Genomic DNA, 20,124 nt, shown 5'->3' on the forward strand with positions numbered 1-20,124 from the left:
CGGGGGAGAACACGCCTGACGATCGCACACCTACTCAGCAGGACGGCGTGGGACTCGGCGTCAAGTGGAAGGCCGGTCACTGTTTCTGCTCGACGTGAGGGCGCTTCGGGCCCGGTCCCCGGTCCAGGCCGCTTCCAGGATCGCGGTCAGGCTGGCGGTGTCGGTCGGGCCTGGATGGTTCTGGATCAAGCGGGTCACGCCGCTTGCCATCTGCGCGAAACGGGGGAGGTCGGCGCGGGCCACGCCGATGTCCGCCAAGGTGGGCGGGATGCCGATGTCGGCGAGGAGTCTGTCGAGCCAGGTGAGGAACGTGTCCGCGGCCTCAGCGTCCGAGGCATCGGTCACGTCGAGCCCGCAGACCCCGGCGAGGATGGCCAACCGGTCGGCGACGGCGTCCTTGGCCGCGTCCAGCGCGTACGGCAGCAGCAGCCCGACGCCCAGGCCGTGCGGCGTGTGCGTGGCTGCGCCGATGGGGTACTGGAGAGCGTGCGGGGCCGCGTTGCCCGCGTGGGAAAAGGCGATCCCGGCGAGCATGGACCCGTAGGACATGTCTGCGCGCGCGTCCGTGTCGCCTCCGTCCCTGACAGCACGATGCAGGCTACGGGCGATCCGCTCCGCGGCCAGGAGCGCGTAGTGGTCGGTGATCGGGTTGCGGCCGAGGAACACCTGCTCCACCGGGTCGCGCGGCCCGTGGGCCCGGGGTCGCGCGGTGTAGCTTTCCACCGCGTGACAGAACGCGTCGATGCCGGAGTGGGCGGTGACGGTCGCCGGGCAGGTGTACGTGAGTTCGGGGTCGACGATGGCGAAGTCGGGCACGATGTAGACGCTGGAAACCCCCACCTTCAGCTCGCGGTCCGGGTCGGTCAACACCGAGACGGGTGTGAGCTCGGAGCCGGTGCCTGACGTCGTCGGGACAGCGATGAGAGGGATCGTCGGCCCCGGCACCTTCGACTCGCCGTAGAAGTCGCGTGGCGTCCCACCGTGCCGCCGGATGACGCCGACGATCTTGGCGAGGTCGATGACCGTGCCACCCCCGATGGCGAGGATCACGTCGGCGTCCACCTCGGCGGCGGCTGAGACAGCCAGATCGACATCGGTGAGTGGCACGTCCGGAGTCGCGTCAGAGAACACCTTGACGACGTCGGCCTTCTCCTGCACGGCGGCCACGATCTCGGCCACGCCCGGCTGCCGCAGAAGGACCTGGTCGGTCAAGATGAGGACGCGTGAGCCACTCTCGGCCACCACTCGTGGGATGTTCTGTGCGACCCCTTCGCCCACTATCAGCTGGCGTGGTCCGCGGACGGTCTCAAGCATGTCAGTGCCTCTCCGAAACGTCGGCGGCGATGTGCAGGGCGGACGTCCAGGTCACCTGGACGGCGTCGGCGAGGGTGGCCGCCCGGGTGCCGCAGGCGCGCGCGCCGGGTACCCGGACTCGTGGCCGCAGCCGTGGTTGGCGCGCCGGGGGAGTGGCCGGCACCACTGGCGCCAGCGGGTTCGTGCCGGCCATGACCCGGGGTCCGTCCGCCGGGCGCAGACCGGTCAGGTCGTACGTACGCAGGGCGCGATGATTCTCGGCGGGCGCCCGGAGCGGCGGGTCGGTCACGGCAGGTCGATCGCCGCGTAGGTGAGGTCGAGGTACTCGAGGATGCCCTCGTGCGACCCCTCCTTGCCGACCCCGGACTGCTTGACGCCGCCGAACGGAGCCGACGGGTCCGAGATCAGACCACGGTTGATGCCGATCATTCCCGTATCCAGCCCCTCGGTGAACCGGAGCGCCCGCTGGAGGTCACGGGTGAAGATGTATCCGACCAGGCCGTGTTCGGTGTCGTTGGCCTTCGCCATCACCTCGTCGTCGGACGTGAACGAGATGATCGGCGCGACCGGGCCGAAGATCTCGGTCTTGAGCATCCGCGCATCTTCGGGCACGTCGACCAGGACTGTGGGCGGGTAGAAGTGGCCCGGTCCGGCCGGGCGCTCGCCGCCCACCAAGACCCGGGCGCCGCGATCGACCGCGTCGGCGACGAGCTCGTCGATCGTGGCGACCGAGGCTTCGTCGATCAACGCCCCGACGTCCACGCCGTCGTCGAGCCCATGGCCCACCGACAGCGCGCCCATCCGCTCGGCGAAGCGCGCCGTGAACTCCTCGCGCACCGGCTCCTCGACGTAGATCCGGTTGGCCGCGATGCAGGACTCCCCGATGTTGCGCATCTTGGCCACCATGGCGCCGTCGACCGCCACATCCAGGTCCGCGTCGGCACACACGATCAAGGCCGCGTTGCCGCCCAGTTCCATGGAGGTACGAAGTACGTTGTCGGCAGCCTGTCGTAGCAGCACGCGCCCGACCTCGGTCGACCCGGTGAACGAGAGCTTGCGGGTCCGGCTGTCGGCGAGCAGTGCGGAGACCACCTCGCCGGACCGCTTGGTGGTCACCACGTTGACGACGCCCGGGGGGACGCCGATCTCCTCCATGATGCGGGCCAGGAGCAGCATGGTGAGCGGGGTCTGGGCTGCTGGCTTGGTGATCGTCGTGCAGCCCGCGGCCAGCGCAGGAGCGATCTTGCGGGCGCCCATGGCCAACGGGAAGTTCCAGGGCGTCACGAAGACGCACGGGCCGACCGGCTTCGGCACGGTGAGGATGCGATATCCACCTGCGGGGGCGGTGCTGTAGCGCCCTTCGATCCGCACCGCCTCCTCGGCGAACCAGCGGAAGAACTCGGCGCCGTAGGCCACCTCTGCCCGGGCCTCGGCGAGTGGCTTGCCCATCTCGAGCGTGATCAGTCGGGCGACCTCCTCGGATCGCTCGGTCAGTGCCCGGTACGTCGCCGTCAACAACTCTGATCGTTTCCGTGGTGGGGTCGCCGCCCACTCCGCCATTGCCTTGCTCGCCTCGTCCAGTGCGACGAGCCCGTCGACGACGTCGGCGTCCGCCACCTCGGCGATGGTCTTGCCGGTGGCCGGGTCCTCGACGGCAAAGGTGGCTCCGCTGGTGGCGTCGCACCAGGCGTCGCCGATCCGAAGTCGCCGGTGCTCGGGGGCCAGGACGCTCATCGGGTCACTCATTGCGTCGCCTCCTTTGATCTTCTTGGTGTTGTCTGGCGTGCCTCGGCGACCACGCTGTGCGCGTAGCCGGACGGGGTCCAGCCTCGTCGGAGGCGAGGTTGCCGAGCGGGTCGGATGTGGTGGTGGCCTGGGTTACCGCCCAGCCTCGGGCAGCGACAGCCCGGTGCCCGCATCGAACAGGTGCGCACGGTCCAGGTCGACCGTCACCTGCAGCCGCTCGCCCGGCGTTCCGGTGACTGTGGGTCGTGCCTTGACCTTGAGGATCTCCGTTCCCACTCGGACGTCGACCACCGTTCGGTCACCGAGCGGCTCAAGCCCGTAGAGCTCGCCGGACAACGACGCGTGCCCACGCTGCTCGACGGACAGGTCCTCCGCGCGCAGGCCCAGCAGCAGCGCACGACCGTCCTCAGCCGTGGTCCAGTGGGGCCGAGGCAGCGTCCAGCCTTGCGCACCGACCAGACGATCTCCCTCGGCGCGGCAGGCGAGCAGACTGATCGGCGGGCTCCCGACGAATCCGGCGACCCACTGGTTGGCGGGACGCTCGTACACCTCGGTCGGGGTGCCGACCTGTTGCACCTTTCCTTCCTTGAGCACCGCGACCTGGTCGGCCATGGACAGGGCCTCCACCTGGTCGTTTGTCACATAAATGAAGGTTGCGCCGAGGCTGCGGTGGATGCGGGTGAGCTCGGTACGCATCTCGACGCGGAGCTTGAGATCGAGGTTCGTCAGTGGCTCGTCCATGAGGAACGCGCGCGGGCTACGGACCAGCGCCCGGGCCAGGGCGACCCGCTGCATCTCACCACCGGACAGCTGCGCGGGACGACGCTGCAGCAGCCGTTCGATGTGCAGCAGGCGCGACATCCGCTCGACGGCAGCGGCGATCTCGCTGGACGAACAGCGCCGGGCCAGCAGCGGCGACGCGATGTTCTCGTACACCGTGTGTCGCGGGTAGAGGGCGTAGCTCTGGAAGACCATGGCCAGGTCGCGTTCGGCCGGGGCGTCACCGGTCGCGTCCGCGCCGTCCAGGTGCACCGACCCGGCGTCGAGCTTCTCCAGACCGGCGATCGCCCGCAGGGTCGTCGTCTTGCCTGCCCCGGAGGGCCCGAGCACGACGAAGAACGAGCCGTCCGGCACGTCCAGCGTCACCCCGTCCAGGGCCTGCACTTTGCCGAAGGACTTGCACAGCCCGTGCGCTGCCACGGTTCCCATCAGGCCACCAACTCTTCCGTGCTCACGTCGTACACCACCGGGGTCCCGCCGGTGTGCCGTAGCCCGACCTGTGCGTCAGCTGCGAATCGGACAGTCGGTGGCATCCGCACCCGCACGTCGTGCTGGCCGCCGTGGTCGACGACGTAGATGATCTCGTCGCCCAGCCACTCCGCCGAGACCACACGGGCCGGGACCGAACGCTCCGCCCCCGGTGCGGTGACCTCCAGGGCTTCCGGCCGCACACCTGCGACCAGGTGACAGTCGCGGGACAGACCGGGCGGTGGGGTGAGCGCCAGCCCGCCCTGAGCGCGCAACGCCCCGTCGGCCACCTCCACCTCGATCAGGTTCATCGGCGGAGAGCCGATGAAGGCAGCGCAGAAGAGACTCGCCGGACGGTCGTAGACCTCCAGCGGCGTGCCGATCTGCTCGACGCGGCCCTTGTTGAGAATGGCGATCCGGTGACCGAGCGACATCGCCTCGACCTGGTCGTGGGTGACGTAGACCATGGTCGCCCCCAACTCTCCCTGCAGGTGCTTGATCTCGGTACGCATGTCCGCCCGCAACTCCGCGTCCAGGTTGGTGAGCGGCTCGTCCATCAGGAATGCGCGCGGCCGGCGCACCAGGGCGCGGGCGAGCGCAACACGCTGCTGCTCCCCGCCGGACAGTTGACGCGGTCGCCGATCCATCAGCGGACCGAGCCGCATCAGCCGGGCGGCCTCGTCGACCCGCTTGAGCACCTCCGACTTGGGCAGCCCCTCGGCCCGCAGGGGGAACGCCAGGTTGTCGCGGGTCTTCAGATGCGGGTAGAGGGCGTAGAACTGGAACACCATGGCGATGTCCCGCTCGGCCGGCGGCAGGTCGTTGACAAGCGTGTCGCCGATGCGGATGTCGCCCGTCGTCTGCCGCTCCAAGCCGGCGATGGCCCGCAGCGTGGTCGTCTTGCCGCAACCCGACGGGCCGAGCATCACGAACAACTCGCCGTGGCCGATCGACAGGTCCACCTGTTCGACCGCGACCGTGCCGTCCGGGTAACGCTTGTGCAGGGCGGTTACCTCGATGCCGGCCATCAGCGTCGCACCGCCCCGAGCGTCACACCGGCGATGAGGTGCTTGCGGACCAGGTAGGCGAAGACGAGCACCGGTAGGGCGAACACCACGGAGGCGGCGGCCACCAGACCCCAGTCCGTCGTGGTGCCACCGATGAGGCCGGCGATGGCGGGTGGGGCGGTGCGCACGCTGTCGCTGGAGGTGAGGAAGATGGCGAACACGAACTCGTTCCACGAGAAGATGAGGGCGAAGACCGCCGTCGCGGCGATGCCGGGCACGAGCAGGGGAAGGGTATACCGCCGGAACGCCTGCAGACGGGTGTACCCGTCGAGCATCGCGGCATCCTCGTACTCCGCGGGCACCTCGTCGACGAACCCCTTCATCATCCAGATGGTGAACGGCAGGTTGTACGCGGCGTAGATGAGGATCAGGCCGAGCTTGCTGTCGATGAGTCCGACCTGGCGGTACATGAGGAAGATCGGGATCACCACCACCACGGGCGGCATGAAGCGGGTGGACAGGATGAAGAACAGCTGGTCCTTCTTGGCCTTCACGGCGAAGCGTGAGTAGGCCCAGGCCGCCGGGACACCCAGCAGGGTGGCCAGCACCGTGGAGGCCCCGGCGACCAGGACGGAGTTGAGGAACGCGACGGACAGGGCCGAGCGACCGCCGTCGGGACCGACGAACACGTCCTTGAAATGTTCCATCGTGACCGTGAAGCCGATGAACTCGGCGGGGACGGCGTAGACGTCCCGGTTTTCCTTGATGGACGTCTCGATCATCCACAACACCGGGAAGAGCATCACGACGGCCAGCACGGTCAGCAGCGCGACCTCCAGCACCGAGCGACCTCGGCCGCTTCGACGGCGCACGGGGGGCGTGCGATCCCGGGCAGGACCTGTGGACACGGCCTCGTCGACGGAGACGGCCATCAGCCCTCCTTGAGTCTGTTCAGGTAGCGCAGGTAGAGCTGCGTGAGGACGATGACGACGAGGACCATGAGGATCCCGTACGCCGAGGCGGTTCCGGTGTTGAAGCCCAGGAACGCGACCTTGTAGACGTGGAACGACAACGTCTCGGTGGAGACACCCGGGCCGCCGTTGGTGAGGATGTAGACGAGGTCGAACAGCCGGAAGGCCTCGATGGCCCGGAACAACACGGCGATCAGCAGCAGCGGCCACACCAACGGAAGGGTGATGGTGCGGAACCGGAACCACTCCGACGCCCGGTCGATCGAGGCGGCCTCGTACAGGTACTTGGGCACCGCGGTGAGCCCCGCCAACGCGATGAGCATGATGAACGGCGTCCACTGCCAGGTGTCGACCACGATCAGGGAGATCAACGCCGTGCGCTGCCGGGTCAGCCACTCCACCTGCCCCAGGCCGAGCGAGCCGAGCATGCTGTTGATCACGCCGAACTGCGCGTCGAGCATGAAGCGCCAGAACAGCCCGACCACGACCGGCGACAGCATCATCGGCACCAGGAACAGAGTGGTAAGCACTCCTCGCCCGTGCGTGCGGCGTGAGATCAGGTAGGCGATGCCGAAACCGAGCACGGTCTGCAGGCCGACCGCACCGACCACGTAGATCAACGTCGTCAGGGCCCGCTGGTGGACCTGCGCCGACGTCAGGACGGCTGTGTAGTTCCCGAACCCGACGAAACGGGCGGGCCCCCCGCGGGTGGCCGAGTAGTCGGTGAAAGACAGGTACAGCGCCCACAGCAGCGGGAACACCGACATCGCGAGCAACAGCAGCAACGCGGGGGAGATGAAGGCCACCGCCAGCCCGCGGTCGCTCAGCCGGCGGGACCGACCCGGTGCAGGTGACGGCGCCGCCGCCACCTGCCCGGCATCGGTTGTCAGAGGTACGGGGTCACTCACAGCCCGCCGCCGCCCTTGCGGCCGCTGGAGTCGAGCACGCTCTGCTGTTCCTTGGCGATGTCGTCGAGCGCCTGCTTCGGGCTCTTCGCACCGTTGAGAGCCGCGTTGACGTTGGTGTTCTCGATGTCGACGAGGCGCGCGTACTCGGGCACGTTCCACATGTCCCGCATCCGCGGCACCGAGTCGGCGTACACCTGGTTGAACGGCCCGGCATTGAGGAACTCGGGCGAGGACAGGGCGTCCGTACGCGACGGCACCCCACCGGCCGCGGCCCACTTCTTCTGGATGTCAGCCCGCTGGAACCACTTCATGAAGTTCAGCGCCTCCACCTGGTTCGCCTCGGCGGAATAGGCCGACACGTGCATCCCCATGCCGCCGAGCGGGACCAGGTTCGTCTTCTGGCTCGGCAGGGTGGCGAAACCCAACTTGTCGAGAATCTGCTCCCGGGTGGTGCCGAGGGTCGACTCCTTCGGATCGAGCAGGCCGCCGCTCGCGGCGATCCAGTTGAACGCGATGCAGGCCTTGCCCTGGGCGACCGCCGCGTTCACCTCGTCGATGAACCAGTTGCCGGAGCCCCTGGCGGTCAGCGGCTTCATCTTGTTGACCAGGACGTCCATCGCCTCCTGGCCCGCGGCGTCGTTGAGAACGCCGTCGATCTTGCGGGCCTTCGGGTCCCAGAGGTTGCCGCCGTAGACACCGTTCACCGTGTTGTAGGTGACGGCTGCGGCGTCGGAGCCGTTGGCCTGGTGGAACGCCAGCCCGCTCACGCCGGGGTTGTCCGCCTGACACTTCTCAGCGACCGAGATCATCTCGTCCCAGGTCTGCGGTGGCTTGTCACCGATCAGGTCCTTGCGGTAGATCATCGTCCAGGTGTCGCCGAGCAGCGGCAGCCCGTACAGGCTGGCGTTCTCGTCGCGCTGACCGGTCTCCGCCTGCGGGAACTGGCCGTAGGCCGCCAGCAGGTACGGGTTGTAGGCATCGACCTCGATGTTGTTCTTGACGAAGTCGGTGATGTCCAGGATGTTGCCGTTCGTCACGGCCTCGCCGATGTGCTGCGAGTCCAGGATCGCGATGTCGAAGTCGGTCTTGCGCGCGGCGAACTGGGTGAACATGGCATCGTGCCAGTTCGCGTTCGGCACGGTGTTGACCTTGACGGTGACGTTCGACCGTTCCTTTGTGTACTCCGCGTTCGCGAAGTCTTCCAGGGCCTGGGCGGGGGGCCAGTCGAACCAGATGAAGCTGAGGGTCAGCGGGTCCGTGGTGAGCTCCGGGATGGTCGCCGGCGCCTTGGGGGCGCTCGCCTGCTCGCCGTCGTCCTGGCCACCGCCGCAGGCCGCCATGGTCGTGGCCACCAGCAGCATGGCCGCCGTCGCCAGCTGCACCTTTCGCCCGGGAACGGATTTTCGTCCTATTCGCTGTTGATACCGCATATCCTTGCCTGCTTTCTCAGTGGGGACTTCTACGACCTCGCTAGGTGCTTCGCCGAGCAGTTGCCGGGTTGGTTTCAGGCGGGTTGGCGGGCTGTCGCGGCGGCTGACCCGCGGACCGGCGTCACGAGTGCGGCGTGATGTACTCGATCTTCGTGCCGTCGAGCAGTCCTCCCGTCCACCTGCGGCCCGGGGACGAACCGCGCAGGACGTCGAGCACGCTCATGGGAGCTCCAGGTGATCGAAGTAGAGCGATCGCGGGTGGTTCCGCGACGGTGCAGGATGGCGGTCGTACGCCACTTTTCCTATACGATCCGGCTGGGGCGTCAGCATGTCGCAGAGTTGTGACTGATGTCAACAGGTTCCGGAAGACGCAAAGAAGGGCCTCACGTCACGATGGACGACGAAGGAATGATCGCGCGGGGCCGTCGAGCCGTGACGGGCGGCACGTCGTCGGGAAGATCTGGCGGCCGGCTCGCCGACGAGGTGTACGACACGCTGCTCGGACAGCTGATGTCGCTGCGGATCGAGCCTGGCTCCCGCGTCACGATCGACGTCCTGGCGCGGGAACTGGGGGTCTCGCAGACGCCGATCCGGGACGCCCTGAACCGCATGGAGGCCGAGGGCCTGGTCGTGCGGGTGCCCCATGCCGGCTACCGCATTCCACCCCAGATCACCCGTCGCCGATTCGAGGACATGCTCGAGGTTCGCCTACTCCTCGAGCCGGCGGCGGCGCGCAGGTCCGCCGAACGCGCATCGCTGGAGCAGGTGGCCGGTCTGCGAGCAATGCTGGAGGAGATGGCGGAGCTGGAGGGGGGCACCGGGCCCACGGCGTACGGCGCCTTCGGTCTACGCGACGCCGCCTTTCACGACCTCGTCGCCCTGAGCGCGGAGAACCAGGTCATCCGGGAAGCGCTCGCTCGTCTGCACAGCCACGTGCACCTCTTTCGGCTGCACCACGACACCCAGGTCACTCACCTGGCCATGGCCGAGCACGAGGAGATCGTGGCCGCGATCGCCGCGCGCGACCCCGACGCCGCCGCCTACGCGATGCGTCGGCACATCCTGCGCTCCGGCGAGCGTTTCCGACGATTGTTCGACGAGGCCAAGGACGCGGACGCAGTGGCGGCGGAGGGTTGACGGGCGGGCCGGGCCGGGGAATGCTAACCGAATCGGATCGGATCGGATCTACCCCACCCGCCCCCAGGATGCGAGGAGAAGCAGGTGCCCAGAGCGCTGCTCCTGACCGGCGACGCCGCCGAGGAACTCGACACCATGTATCCCTACTATCGCGTGCAGGAGGGCGGCTGGGACGTCGACGTCTCGTCACGGACGAGGCGTGACGTGCAACTGGTCATCCACGAGTTCGACCCCAACTCCGACGCCTACGTGGAGAAGAACGGCCGGAAGCTGCCGGTCGACGTGCCCTGGGCCGAGGTCGACGTCGAGCGCTACGACGCCCTCATCATCCCCGGGGGACGTGCCCCCGAGTGGATCCGGGTCGACGCCGACGTCAGGCGTATCACCGAGCACTTCTTCGCGCGCAACCTGCCCGTAGCCCTGGTGTGCCACGGGGCGCAGGTGCCGGCGGTGTACGGGCTACTGAAGGGTCGAAAGACCGCGTGCTTCCCACCCATCACCGGTGACATGGAAAATGCGGGCGCCACCGTCATCGACGCTCCCGACGTGGTGGACGGCAACCTCGTCTCCTGCCGGGGGTGGCCCGACATGCCGCGGTTCGGCAGGGCGATGATGGAGCTCTTCTCGAAGTCCGTCGACCCCGCATCGGCATGAGCACGCCTGGCCCGTCCCGGTGACGACACGTCGGACCGTCACAGTCGACGGCTCTCCCGTCCACGTCCTTGAGGGCGGCACCGGGCCCGCGGTGCTGATGCTGCACGGCTCCGGACCCGGCACGACCGGGTCCGGCGCCTGGGCAACGACGGCGCAGGCGCTGGGCACGTCCTGGCACCTGGTGGCTCCCGACCAGGCGGGGTTCGGCCGTACACCTGTCCCGGCGGGTGCCCGGGGTGGGCTCCGGCTGTGGACGGAGCAGGCCGCCGGCCTGATGGCCGCCCTCGGTGTCGACCGCTACGCCGTGGTGGGTCACTCGATGGGCGGTGCGGTGGCGTTGGCATTGGCGGCCGCACGCCCCCACCAGGTCACCCGGGTCGTGGCGGTCGCGACGATGGGCGCCCCCGGGGCGCCGCTCTCCGCCGATCTCGACGCGCTCTGGGCCGCCCCCGCCGGTCCCCTGGGCGCACGAGACATGCTGAGCCGCCTCGTCCACGACCAGGCGCTCGTGACCGATTCGGCCGTCGACGCCCGTGCCGAGGCGATGCGAGCGGGGGCAGCCGCATACGCGTCATTGTTCCCGCCACCGAGGGCACGATGGGTCGACGAGCTCACCCTCTCGGCGCAAACGCTGGCAGCGATCCGCGCGCCGGTGCTGCTCGTGCACGGCGCCCAGGACCGGGTCACCCCGCTCAGGACCGCAACCCAACCCCTGCTTGAGCACCTGGCCGACGTCCGGCTGCACGTGCTCGGCCGATGTGGGCACGTCCCGGCGATCGAGCACCCGCACGAGTTCAGCCAACTGCTGTCCTGCTTCCTCCGCCGGGACCTTGTTCAGGCATAGGAGGCGCGACGCAGTCGAGCGGCACACGGTGCTGGGCACTCGACCCGAGGGGAGCGTGGCAAGTCCGGTAACCGGTGTCTTCAGCGATCCGGGTGGCCGGCCCACCACACGCGAGCGACGCCACCTCCCGGCCAGCTTGCCCGGGTCACGGATCATGCCGAGTCGCGTAGCACCAACTTCGTGGGCAGGATGATGGACGAGGGTTCGTGCCCCGCGATGAGGTCGACGAGCATCCGGGTCATTTCTCTGCCCAGGGCTTGGACCGACTGGTGAACGGTGGTCAACGGCGGATCGGTTCGTTCGGCCATGCCGAGGTCGTCGAAGCCCACCACTGCCACGTCGGCCGGCACGGACCGGCCGGCGTCGATGAGGACGCGGAGGGCCCCCGCCGCCGTGTCGTCGCTGGCGGCGAAGATGGCGTCGAGGTCGGGGTGGCTGTCCAGCAGTGATTTCATCGCTGCGGCACCGCCGGTCTCGGTGAAGTCGCCTTCTGCCGTCGCGTACGGGGTCAGCCCAGCCATGATCATCGCCTCGCGGTAGCCGCGGTGGCGAGCGCGGCCGACGTCGGTGGACATGGGACCGGTGATGGTGACGATCCGGGTTCGGCCGAGCCCGATGAGGTATTCGGTGGCGAGTCGCGCGCCGCCGAGGTTGTCGGAGTCGACGTACCACTGTGGCTCGAAATTCAACGGCCGCCCGCCGTACACCGCGGGCAGCCCGGCCCGACGCACGATGTGAGTCAGCGGATCGTCGCCGTGCAGCGCCATCAGCATGATGCCGTCGACGCCGCGCGTGTGCAGCAGGTTGGTCAGCCGGGACCGGCCCCGGCCGGAGCTGGCCAGGCACAGCAGCAGGTGAAGGTCGGTCTCCTCCAGCGCTGCGGACACGCCGACGATGACCTGGGCGAAGAACGGGTCGGCGAACAGCTCGGGATCGTCATGGGAGACCGCGAGCGCGACGATCCCCGTCTGTCGGGTGGCCAGGGCACGGGCGGTGCGGTTGGGTAGATAGCCCATCTCCTTGATGGCGCGCTCCACGGCTTCGCGCGTGGCGCGGCTGACATGCGGCGCCTTGTTGATGACCCGGGACGCGGCGGAACGTGACACGCCGGCGCGTTCGGCGACCTCGTCCAGGGTTGGTTGCCGCCGGGGCCGCTGCGCTGCCATCGCGATGCCGAGTCCTTCCTGTCCGACGTCGGGGCAGCCGCTACCGCCGGCCGGTGCCGTTACCGCTCACCGATCGTATCGGCCGGCATCGACGGCGTCGAGGTGGCTCGCTGTCGTCGTCAGCCTGGAAGCGGTCCCAGAAATCTGTGATCCAGATCCTGTCGCGGGGATGGCCTCTCTTGACATCTGCCTGAAATTTACCGAACATCGGACGGCAATGCATGGATGAACATCGCTGGAAGCGCTTCCAGTTTTACCCAGAGGAGAGCTATCCATGAAACGCTTCACCCGCCCCTGGGGAATTGCCGCCGCCCTGGCGTTGGCGGTTCCCGCGATCCTGCTCGGGGCACCAGCCGCGCACGCGGATCCGGTCAGCCAGACCAGCGGCTTCTACGTCGACCCCAACTCGAGCCCGGCGAGGTGGGCGGCCGCAAACCCGGGCGACGGACGCGCCGCCGCCATCCGTACCGAGATCGCGCAGAAGCCGATGGCCAGATGGTTCGGCAACTGGAGCGGCGACATCGGGAGCGCGGTCCGGGGCTATGTGGGCGCCGCAGATGCGGTTGACAAGCTGCCGCTGCTGGTGGCCTACAACCTTCCGGGCCGGGACGCGTGCGGCGGCCACTCCGGTGGCGGCGCCGGCAGCGTCGCCGCCTACGACTCATGGATCGCCTCCTTCGCCTCCGCCATCGGCAGCCGTCCTGCCGTAGTGGTCCTCGAACCCGACTCCCTGGGCGACTTCAACTGCATGAGCCAGGCGCAGATCAACGACCGAGTGGGTATGCTCTCCCGCGCCGTCGGCCAGTTCCGGTCCAAGGCACCCAACACCTGGGCCTACATCGACGCCGGAAATCCCCGCTGGGTGGATGCCCAGACGATGGCGCAGCGGCTCAACATGGCCGGCGTGGGCAATGCACGCGGCTTCGCGCTCAACGTCTCGAATTACTTCACCACCGGCGAGAACACCAACTACGGCAATCAGGTCGCTTCCGCGCTGTGGAGATTCGGATACAGCAAGCCGTACGTGATCGACACCAGTCGCAACGGCAACGGCTCCAACGGTCAATGGTGCAACCCCGGCGGCCGCAGGATCGGCACCCCCAGCCGGATGGGCGGCGGCGCGGAAATGCTGCTCTGGCTCAAGACGCCGGGTGAGTCCGACGGCAACTGCGGAGTCGGCGGCGGATCCAGCGCCGGGCAGTTCCTGCCCGAGGTGGCCTACAAGATGATCTACGGTTACTAGCGCAGCGTGCGGAGAGCATGAGGGCTGCACGCAGCCGATGCTCTCCGTGCCCTGCCACCCGGACGGCGCCTCTCTGCGTCCAGGCATCGGCCCCAGAGAGGCGCCGGGTGTCAGTAGGCGAAGAACGTGTGTCGCACCGGGCTCCGGCATACCGGCGCTGCGCCACCTCTCGACGCCGGAGACCCGCGACCTCCTCCGCTATCGGTTCGACGAGGTGCTCGCGCTCGCCAAGTGGATCGACCTGATTCGGGCCGCATGCTCACCGACCGGGCCGGCGGGCTGCGGCACCTGTCGGCGTCGCCGCTGGATGGAGAGTGTCGAGGCGGTCGAGCTGCGAACCCGCACCGCGGCCTGCCAGGCTGCTGGTGCGCGAGGCCCCGCATTGGCAGCCTCCGCGAGGACCTGAGGAGGACGGATGCGGTCAGTCGTTCCCGACTATCTGGCTGAGGTACTTGGAGATGTCGAATCGGACATCTCCGGGGCGCCGGCGGGGTACATTCCCGAACTCGCGACAGCTGATCCCGACCGTCTCGCAGCGGTCTTCGCTACGGTCGACGGCACGGTCCACGGTGCCGGCGACGTCGATGCCGCGTTCACGATCCAGTCGATCTCGAAGCCCTTCGTGTACGCGATGGCACTCTCCGATCGCGGCTTCGATCGAGTGCTCGCCAAGGTCGGGGTCGAGCCGTCTGGGGAGGCGTTCAACGAGATATCCCTCGAAAGCGACACGGGGCGTCCCCGCAATCCGATGATCAACGCTGGCGCGATCACCGCTCACTCACTCGCCGGACCGGAGAACCTGAAGCCCGTCGAGCGGGTCGACCGCGTCGTTCAGGGGCTTTCGGCGTTTGCGGGCCGTCAGCTGACCGTCGATGAGACGGTATGCGCATCCGAGATGGAGAACGCGCACCGCAACCTCGCCATCGCGCACATGCTCCGCAGCCACGACATCCTCACCGAGGATCCCAGGACCGTCGTCGACGGCTACATCCGTCAGTGCTCGGTGCTCGTGACCACCCGAGATCTGGCGATGATGGCGGCGACGCTGGCCAACCGCGGGGCGAATCCCCTCTCGAACGAGCAGGTGGTGGACGGGGCGGTGGTGCGCCAGGTCCTGAGCGTCATGGCCACCTGCGGAATGTACGACGCCGCCGGCGACTGGGCCACGCAGGTCGGCATTCCGGCGAAAAGCGGTGTGGCCGGGGGACTGATCGGTGCCCTCCCCGGTCAGCTCGGCATCGCCACCTTCTCGCCGCGACTGGACCGGCACGGCAACAGCGTGCGCGGAGTGTCGCTGTTCGAGCGGTTCTCGTACGACATGGGGTTGCATGTGATGGAGGTCCCTCCCGCAGCGCGCGCGGTCGTGCGTTCCAATCGAGTACGAGGCGGTGGAGCGGACGCGACCCGGGTTCTCCGGTTGCAGGGCGGAATCCGCTTCGCGGGAGCCGAGCGGATCGTTCGCGAGCTCGTGGAGAGCGCGCCTGCGGAGCCCCGCGTGGTTCTCGACGTCTCGCTGGTGCACTCCATCGACGATGTGGCCCGACGGATGCTCCTGGAGGTCGCGCGTCGGCTCACGCTCGACGGTCACGAGGTCTATCTCGTGGATCCGGAGACGATGATCCCGGACCCGGATCCCGGCGACGGCGGCCGACTCACGGTCGTCGACGCAGTTGATCAGGTGTGATCGCCTGCGTGCCTGAGCGCGCTGACCGGGCAGGACCGACCGATTGACCGGCCGATCCGGCGAGGGCCGCAGCGTCCGACACTCGTCACGTGGACCCGGCGGGGCCGACGGGCCGACGGCACGACCGATACCAGGAAAGGACCCCATGACCGCGACGGGGATCGAGAAGCCCGACTTCACCGGGCTGCGCGCGACCTACATCAACTGCACCCTCAACCGTTCCCCGGGCCGTAGCCACACCCAGGGGGTGATCGACCGCAGTGTGGCGATCATGGAGGCGAACGGGGTCAGCGTGGACCAGATCCGCGCCGTCGACCACGACATCGCCACCGGGGTTCGCCCCGATATGACCGAGTACGGGTGGGACACCGACGAATGGCCCGCGCTGCTGGCCCGGGTGCTGGCAGCCGACATCCTGGTCATCGCCGGACCGATCTGGCTCGGCGACAACAGCTCGGTGACCCGGCGGGTGATCGAGCGGCTCTACGGCTACTCCGGCGTGCTCAACGAGCAGGGCCAGTACGCCTACTACGGGCGGGTCGGTGGCTGCCTGCTCACCGGCAACGAGGACGGCCTGAAGCACTGCGCGATGAGCATCCTCTACAGCTTGCAGCACATCGGCTTCACTGTTCCGCCGCAGGCCGACGCGGGTTGGCTCGGTGAGGTCGGGCCCGGGCCGTCCTACCTTGACGAGGGTTCCGGCGGGCCGGAGAACGACTTCACCAACCGCAACACCGCGTTCATGACCTACAACCTGCTCCACCTCGCGTCGATGATGCGTCGTGCCGGCGGGTTCCCGGCGTACGGCAACCAGCGCACTGCCTGGGACGCAGGGGTCCATCCGGATGCCGCAAACCCCGAGTACCGCTGACGCGTCGGCCAGCCGTACCGAGGATCCGACCACGACGACCGTCACCCTTCCGTGACAGCGCCAAGGATGTGAGTAGCGATGACAAGCCCGGCACCGACGAGCTGGCCGAGCCTGCGGGTCTCGGACTGGACCCCCACCCGCGAGACCCTGCACATGTGGACCCAGATCGTGGGCAAGATCCGTATGGCGCATGCTCCGCTGCTCAACCACTGGTGGCAGGTGCCCCTGTACGTGAGCCCTCGCGGGTTGACGACGTCCGCCATCCCGTACGGCACGGGGGCCTTCGAGATCGAGTTCGACTTCATCGGCCAGCGGCTCGACGTCCGCAGCAGCAACGGCGGCGCGCGGAGCCTCCCGCTCCGGCCGATGCCGGTCGCCGAGTTCTACTCGCGGGTCATGGCCATGCTCGACGAACTGGATGTCGAGGCACCGATCCGGCCGCACCCCAACGAGGTCGATCCGGCGATCCCCTTCGCGGAAGACCACGAACACGCCTCCTACGACGGCGAGGCGGCCGCCCTGTTCTGGCGACAGCTGCTGCAGGCGAATCGGGTGATCGGCGAGTTCCGGTCGCACTTCGTGGGCAAGGTGAGTCCGGTGCACTTCTTCTGGGGCGGCATGGACCTCGCCTGCACCCGCTTCTCCGGCCGGTCGGCCCCGCCGCACCCGGGCGGCGTGCCCAACTGCGGGGACTGGGTGATGGTCGAGGGCTACTCCCGGGAACTGTCCAGCTGCGGGTTCTGGCCCGGCGGCGGCGAGGAAGGCGCCTTCTACTCCTACGCCTATCCCGAACCCGAGGGGTTCGCCGAGCAGCAGGTCCGCCCCGAAGGCGCGTACTTCAGTTCCGAGTTCAAGCAGTTCCTGCTGCCGTACGAGGTCGCCCGCACCGCTCCGGACCCGGACCGTGCGGTCGCCGAGTTCCTTCAGACCACCTACGAAGCCGCTGCGGACCTCGGGCACTGGGATCGCGCCGCGCTGGAGGACGACCCGTTGCGGTGGCAGCAGAACACTGCTCGGTGAGGATCGCCAATGGGGCGGGCGCCAACCGGTGCTCGACCGGTCCACGGCGCACGGTCGGACCGGTCGTCGCCCGCTGGACACCGCGCTAGCTGAGCCGCAGGTCTCCATCAAAGTTGATCCTGGCCAGTTCGGCACGGGAGGTGATGCCCAGCTTGGGGTAGACGTTTGCCAGGTGGTGGCCGACCGTGCGGGGGCTGATCAACAGCTGTGCCGCGATCTCCCGGTTCGTCAGACGATCCGCAGCCAACCGCGCGACCCGCAGCTCCTGTGCGGTCAGCCCGGCGACGGTCGGCGGATCGGTCCCGCGAGGTGCGGCCCGTCGGTCGGTCAGGGCCTGCTCGCGCAGCGCCCGCACGCGCAGTGGGCCCGCGCCCAGGCGGTCGAAGGTCTCGGCTGCCGCGGCCAGCTGGGCACTGGCGTCGGCCCGGCGGCGCGCCCGCCGCAGCCATTCCCCGTACAGCAGCCGAGTGCGGGCGTACTCGAACGGCTGCGTCCCCGCTCCCGCGACGTCCAGGGCGGCTCGGAACGACGCCTCGGCCGCCGATCCACCGTCGGCGAGTGCCGTGAGCCGATGGCCGGCCGTGCGGGCCCAGGTCGCGTCGGTACGCTGCGCCCACTCCTGCACCATGGCGAGCTGAAACCCGACGACGTCGTTGTTGCCGACCTGCACCGCCGCTTCGACGGTGTCCGGGGCGGCGAGCAGCGCGAAGGTGGTGTGGGCGGCCTCGTGGCCGGGTTCGACGAGGCACAGCAGGTCGCTCAGCGCCTCCTGCGGACGACCGTCGAACAGCGCCGCTCGTCCACGGATCCAGTACGCCGATGCGCTGAGCGCTCGTACTCCGCGTGGCACCGAGACCTGCAACATCCGATTGGTCTGCTCCTCGACGGCGCGATGCTCGCCGCGGGCGGCAGCCAACAAGGCGAGGCAGGCGCGGCTCTGCGTGGCGACGTGATCCGCCTTGATCTCCTCGGCGAGTCGCAGGCCCTCGGTCGCCGCCTGCTCGGCGGCGCCCCACCGGCCCGCGGCGGTGTCGAGGACCGCGATCTGGGCCAGCACCAGCGCCAGCGCGGTGAGCTCGTGCCGTCGCCGCAGCTGCACGGCCTGCATGCGCAGCACGTCGAGCAGTCCACCGTCGATGCCCCAGGCCTGGACCAACGGCACGGGCGGCAGCAACTCCCATGCGACCGTACCGAGCCGACCGACGACGTCGCTGGCCAGATCCCGGGTCGTCGGGATGGCCTCGCCGGTCACGTCGTAGCAGGACCACCAGTTTTCCAACACGGGCATCAGCTCTGACACGGCGGAGTCAGCGGCGGTGGCCACGGCCCGCACGCGTCGTAGCGCCTCCTGTTGAAGGTCGGACCGCCCGGCCGACCAGGCGGCGCGGACCGCGACCGTGCCCAGCTCCACGGCACGGCGGGTCTCGGGTACCGCGGCCATGTCGCTCGTCAGGTAATGGTGGGCGCGTTCGGGCATGCCGTACGCGAATTCGAGGATCCCGCGCAGCCCGCCGCTCTGCCGGACGACGGGAAGCACACCGCTCAGGCGTTCAGCCTCTTCGAGCAACTGCCGCGCCGCCTCGGCATTGCCGGCGTGCCACGCGGCGCGGGCGGCGGCGGCCAGCCGGCGCGTGGCGTCCGCTGGCTTCGGGGACAGCTCAGCGGCCCGACCCAGGGTGCGAGCCGCCATCGGACCCGCACTGCGTCGCAGGCACTCCTCGGCGGCGTGCTCCAGCAGTGTGGCGACGTCCTCGTCCGGCCCGTCGGCAGCGGCTGCCAGGTGCCAGGCCCGCTCCATGGTGGCGTCCTGCGGCAGGGCCGCCGCCAGCGCCTGATGCACAGCTTGCCGCTCCGCGAAGGGGGAACCGTCGTAGATGGCTGCCGGAATCAGTGGGTGCCGGAACTCCAGGCGGCTTCCCGAGGCATGGAGCAGGCCCGAACGCAGGGCCTCGTCCCAGGCGGAGGTGTCGATGCCCCAGGCGGCACCGGCACGGTGCACGACGTGCCGGTCGCCCCGGCCCTCGGCGGCGGCCAGCAGCAGTAACGCCCGGGTCGACGGTTTCAGGGCCTCGGCCCGTGCGCAGAACGCCCGTCGCAACCGTGGCCCCACCGGCACCGGGTTGCCGGCGTGCGGGAGGGTCGCCTCGCCGTCGGTCTCGCGATCGAGGGTGGGCAGCTCGTGCAGCGCCAACGGGTTGCCACCCGCCGCCTGCACCGTCCGATCGGCCAGCGCCGCGTCGATCCCGGGCACGACAGCGGTCAGGAGCTGGCGCGCGTCCTCGTCGGCCAGACCTCCGACCGCCAGGGCCGGCAAACCCTCCCACGGCCCCGAGGCGGGATCCTCGTGTCCGGTCAGCAGCACCGCGATCCGCTCCGTCGCCACTCGCCGGGCGACGAACCCCAGGCACAGCGCGCTCGCCTCATCGACCCACTGAGCGTCGTCCACCACGACCAGCACCTGCCGCTCCCGCGCGAGACCCGAGAGCAGCGACAGCACTGCCGCGCCGATGAGGAAGCGGTTGGCCGGGTCTCGGCTCATTCCCAACGCACCCCGCAACGCCGCAGCCTGCGGGGCGGGGAGCGTCTCCAGCCGGTCCAACACCGGCCACAGCAACTCGTGCAGCGCGGCGAACGCGAGCCCGGTCTCCATCCGGGTGCCCCGACACCGCAACACCGTCGCGTCGGACGCCGCCTCGACGGCGTAATCGAGCAGAGCGGTCTTGCCGATGCCCGGCTCACCCCACAGCACCAGCCCGGAGCCGGCGCGATCCGCCGCACGATTCAGCAGCCGGTCCAGTACCGCGGTCTCGGCGTGCCGTCCGAAAAGTTCCATGTCTCCCCCCGCTGGCCGCGATGGCACACCGAGCTCAACGCTATAGCC

Annotated in this window: 17 protein-coding genes; 7 read left to right on the forward strand and 10 right to left on the reverse strand. The window is 69.2% G+C overall.

Going from position 1 to position 20,124, the window contains the following annotated elements; all coding sequences use genetic code 11:
* Nucleotides 1-60: 60 nt before the first annotated feature.
* The 8 genes from ACN26Z_RS12940 to ACN26Z_RS12975 all read right to left on the reverse strand — a co-directional run bounded on the left by ACN26Z_RS12940 (nt 61) and on the right by ACN26Z_RS12975 (nt 8,576).
* A complete protein-coding gene (locus tag ACN26Z_RS12940; RefSeq protein WP_093409645.1) occupies nt 61-1,314 on the reverse strand; it encodes an iron-containing alcohol dehydrogenase in 1,254 nt (417 codons plus the stop codon).
* Between the two features lies 1 nt (nt 1,315).
* Nucleotides 1,316-1,603, reverse strand: a complete 288-nt coding sequence (locus tag ACN26Z_RS12945; protein ID WP_421461387.1) for a hypothetical protein — start codon at nt 1,601-1,603, stop codon at nt 1,316-1,318.
* Nucleotides 1,600-3,060, reverse strand: a complete 1,461-nt coding sequence (locus tag ACN26Z_RS12950; RefSeq protein ID WP_421461389.1) for an NAD-dependent succinate-semialdehyde dehydrogenase — start codon at nt 3,058-3,060, stop codon at nt 1,600-1,602. Before ACN26Z_RS12950 ends, ACN26Z_RS12945 begins: the two co-directional genes overlap by 4 nt.
* A 132-nt stretch (nt 3,061-3,192) precedes the next feature.
* Nucleotides 3,193-4,269 carry an ABC transporter ATP-binding protein gene (locus ACN26Z_RS12955; protein WP_282239073.1) on the reverse strand — a complete coding sequence of 359 codons (1,077 nt, stop codon included), beginning with the start codon at nt 4,267-4,269 and terminating at the stop codon, nt 3,193-3,195.
* Nucleotides 4,269-5,336, reverse strand: a complete 1,068-nt coding sequence (locus ACN26Z_RS12960; RefSeq protein ID WP_093409635.1) for an ABC transporter ATP-binding protein — start codon at nt 5,334-5,336, stop codon at nt 4,269-4,271. The genes ACN26Z_RS12955 and ACN26Z_RS12960 overlap by 1 nt, the downstream gene beginning before the upstream one ends.
* Nucleotides 5,336-6,157, reverse strand: a complete 822-nt coding sequence (locus ACN26Z_RS12965; RefSeq protein ID WP_421461390.1) for a carbohydrate ABC transporter permease — start codon at nt 6,155-6,157, stop codon at nt 5,336-5,338. The genes ACN26Z_RS12960 and ACN26Z_RS12965 overlap by 1 nt, the downstream gene beginning before the upstream one ends.
* Nucleotides 6,158-6,246: 89 nt before the next feature.
* Entirely contained in the window at nt 6,247-7,092 is an 846-nt protein-coding gene (locus ACN26Z_RS12970; RefSeq protein ID WP_232511419.1) for a carbohydrate ABC transporter permease, read from the reverse strand.
* A 98-nt stretch (nt 7,093-7,190) separates the two neighbouring features.
* Nucleotides 7,191-8,576: a sugar ABC transporter substrate-binding protein gene (locus ACN26Z_RS12975; protein WP_282239071.1), complete on the reverse strand. Its 1,386-nt coding sequence runs from the start codon at nt 8,574-8,576 to the stop codon at nt 7,191-7,193.
* Nucleotides 8,577-9,017: 441 nt separating this feature from the next.
* On the opposite strand from ACN26Z_RS12975, the gene ACN26Z_RS12980 reads away from it, so the two are divergent.
* The 3 genes from ACN26Z_RS12980 to ACN26Z_RS12990 all read left to right on the forward strand — a co-directional run bounded on the left by ACN26Z_RS12980 (nt 9,018) and on the right by ACN26Z_RS12990 (nt 11,259).
* Nucleotides 9,018-9,761, forward strand: a complete 744-nt coding sequence (locus ACN26Z_RS12980; RefSeq protein ID WP_282239070.1) for a GntR family transcriptional regulator — start codon at nt 9,018-9,020, stop codon at nt 9,759-9,761.
* A gap of 84 nt (nt 9,762-9,845) precedes the next feature.
* Nucleotides 9,846-10,415 carry a DJ-1/PfpI family protein gene (locus tag ACN26Z_RS12985; protein WP_421461392.1) on the forward strand — a complete coding sequence of 190 codons (570 nt, stop codon included), beginning with the start codon at nt 9,846-9,848 and terminating at the stop codon, nt 10,413-10,415.
* A gap of 19 nt (nt 10,416-10,434) precedes the next feature.
* Nucleotides 10,435-11,259 (forward strand): alpha/beta fold hydrolase, encoded by an 825-nt coding sequence (locus ACN26Z_RS12990; protein ID WP_282239069.1) that lies wholly within the window; start codon nt 10,435-10,437, stop codon nt 11,257-11,259.
* Between the two features lie 152 nt (nt 11,260-11,411).
* Here the strand turns inward: ACN26Z_RS12990 and ACN26Z_RS12995 are convergent, their stop codons facing one another.
* Nucleotides 11,412-12,425, reverse strand: a complete 1,014-nt coding sequence (locus ACN26Z_RS12995; RefSeq protein ID WP_170863595.1) for a LacI family DNA-binding transcriptional regulator — start codon at nt 12,423-12,425, stop codon at nt 11,412-11,414.
* 274 nt (nt 12,426-12,699) lie between these two features.
* Here ACN26Z_RS12995 and ACN26Z_RS13000 point away from each other — a divergent pair, with 274 nt between their 5' ends.
* From ACN26Z_RS13000 to ACN26Z_RS13015, 4 genes are all read left to right on the forward strand, one after another.
* Nucleotides 12,700-13,668, forward strand: coding sequence for a glycoside hydrolase family 6 protein (locus ACN26Z_RS13000; RefSeq protein ID WP_282239068.1), 969 nt, complete (start codon nt 12,700-12,702; stop codon nt 13,666-13,668).
* A 415-nt stretch (nt 13,669-14,083) separates the two neighbouring features.
* A complete protein-coding gene (locus ACN26Z_RS13005) occupies nt 14,084-15,352 on the forward strand; it encodes a glutaminase (protein ID WP_421461395.1) in 1,269 nt (422 codons plus the stop codon).
* Nucleotides 15,353-15,497: 145 nt separating this feature from the next.
* The gene (locus ACN26Z_RS13010; RefSeq protein WP_093409612.1) at nt 15,498-16,223 is read left to right on the forward strand and encodes a flavodoxin family protein; all 726 of its coding nucleotides are present in this window, start codon (nt 15,498-15,500) and stop codon (nt 16,221-16,223) included.
* A 78-nt stretch (nt 16,224-16,301) separates the two neighbouring features.
* Nucleotides 16,302-17,243 carry a DUF5996 family protein gene (locus tag ACN26Z_RS13015; protein WP_421461397.1) on the forward strand — a complete coding sequence of 314 codons (942 nt, stop codon included), beginning with the start codon at nt 16,302-16,304 and terminating at the stop codon, nt 17,241-17,243.
* Between the two features lie 85 nt (nt 17,244-17,328).
* Here ACN26Z_RS13015 and ACN26Z_RS13020 read toward each other — a convergent pair whose 3' ends face one another.
* The gene (locus ACN26Z_RS13020) at nt 17,329-20,076 is read right to left on the reverse strand and encodes an ATP-binding protein (RefSeq protein ID WP_421461399.1); all 2,748 of its coding nucleotides are present in this window, start codon (nt 20,074-20,076) and stop codon (nt 17,329-17,331) included.
* Nucleotides 20,077-20,124: the final 48 nt, after the last annotated feature.

This window comes from Verrucosispora sp. WMMD703 (genome assembly GCF_049178935.1).
Taxonomy (GTDB): Bacteria; Actinomycetota; Actinomycetes; order Mycobacteriales; family Micromonosporaceae; genus Micromonospora; species Micromonospora sediminimaris.

What these genes read in the sequence shown, in the direction of transcription:
- ACN26Z_RS12950 (WP_421461389.1), bottom strand. Translation starts at nt 3,060, where the DNA reads ATGAGTGACCCGATGAGCGTCCTGGCCCCCGAGCACCGGCGACTTCGG.
- ACN26Z_RS12955 (WP_282239073.1), bottom strand. Translation starts at nt 4,269, where the DNA reads ATGGGAACCGTGGCAGCGCACGGGCTGTGCAAGTCCTTCGGCAAAGTG.
- ACN26Z_RS13000 (WP_282239068.1), top strand. Translation starts at nt 12,700, where the DNA reads ATGAAACGCTTCACCCGCCCCTGGGGAATTGCCGCCGCCCTGGCGTTG.
- ACN26Z_RS13010 (WP_093409612.1), top strand. Translation starts at nt 15,498, where the DNA reads ATGACCGCGACGGGGATCGAGAAGCCCGACTTCACCGGGCTGCGCGCG.
- ACN26Z_RS13005 (WP_421461395.1), top strand. Translation starts at nt 14,084, where the DNA reads ATGCGGTCAGTCGTTCCCGACTATCTGGCTGAGGTACTTGGAGATGTC.
- ACN26Z_RS12995 (WP_170863595.1), bottom strand. Translation starts at nt 12,425, where the DNA reads ATGGCAGCGCAGCGGCCCCGGCGGCAACCAACCCTGGACGAGGTCGCC.
- ACN26Z_RS13020 (WP_421461399.1), bottom strand. Translation starts at nt 20,076, where the DNA reads ATGGAACTTTTCGGACGGCACGCCGAGACCGCGGTACTGGACCGGCTG.
- ACN26Z_RS12980 (WP_282239070.1), top strand. Translation starts at nt 9,018, where the DNA reads ATGGACGACGAAGGAATGATCGCGCGGGGCCGTCGAGCCGTGACGGGC.
- ACN26Z_RS12960 (WP_093409635.1), bottom strand. Translation starts at nt 5,336, where the DNA reads ATGGCCGGCATCGAGGTAACCGCCCTGCACAAGCGTTACCCGGACGGC.
- ACN26Z_RS12940 (WP_093409645.1), bottom strand. Translation starts at nt 1,314, where the DNA reads ATGCTTGAGACCGTCCGCGGACCACGCCAGCTGATAGTGGGCGAAGGG.
- ACN26Z_RS13015 (WP_421461397.1), top strand. Translation starts at nt 16,302, where the DNA reads ATGACAAGCCCGGCACCGACGAGCTGGCCGAGCCTGCGGGTCTCGGAC.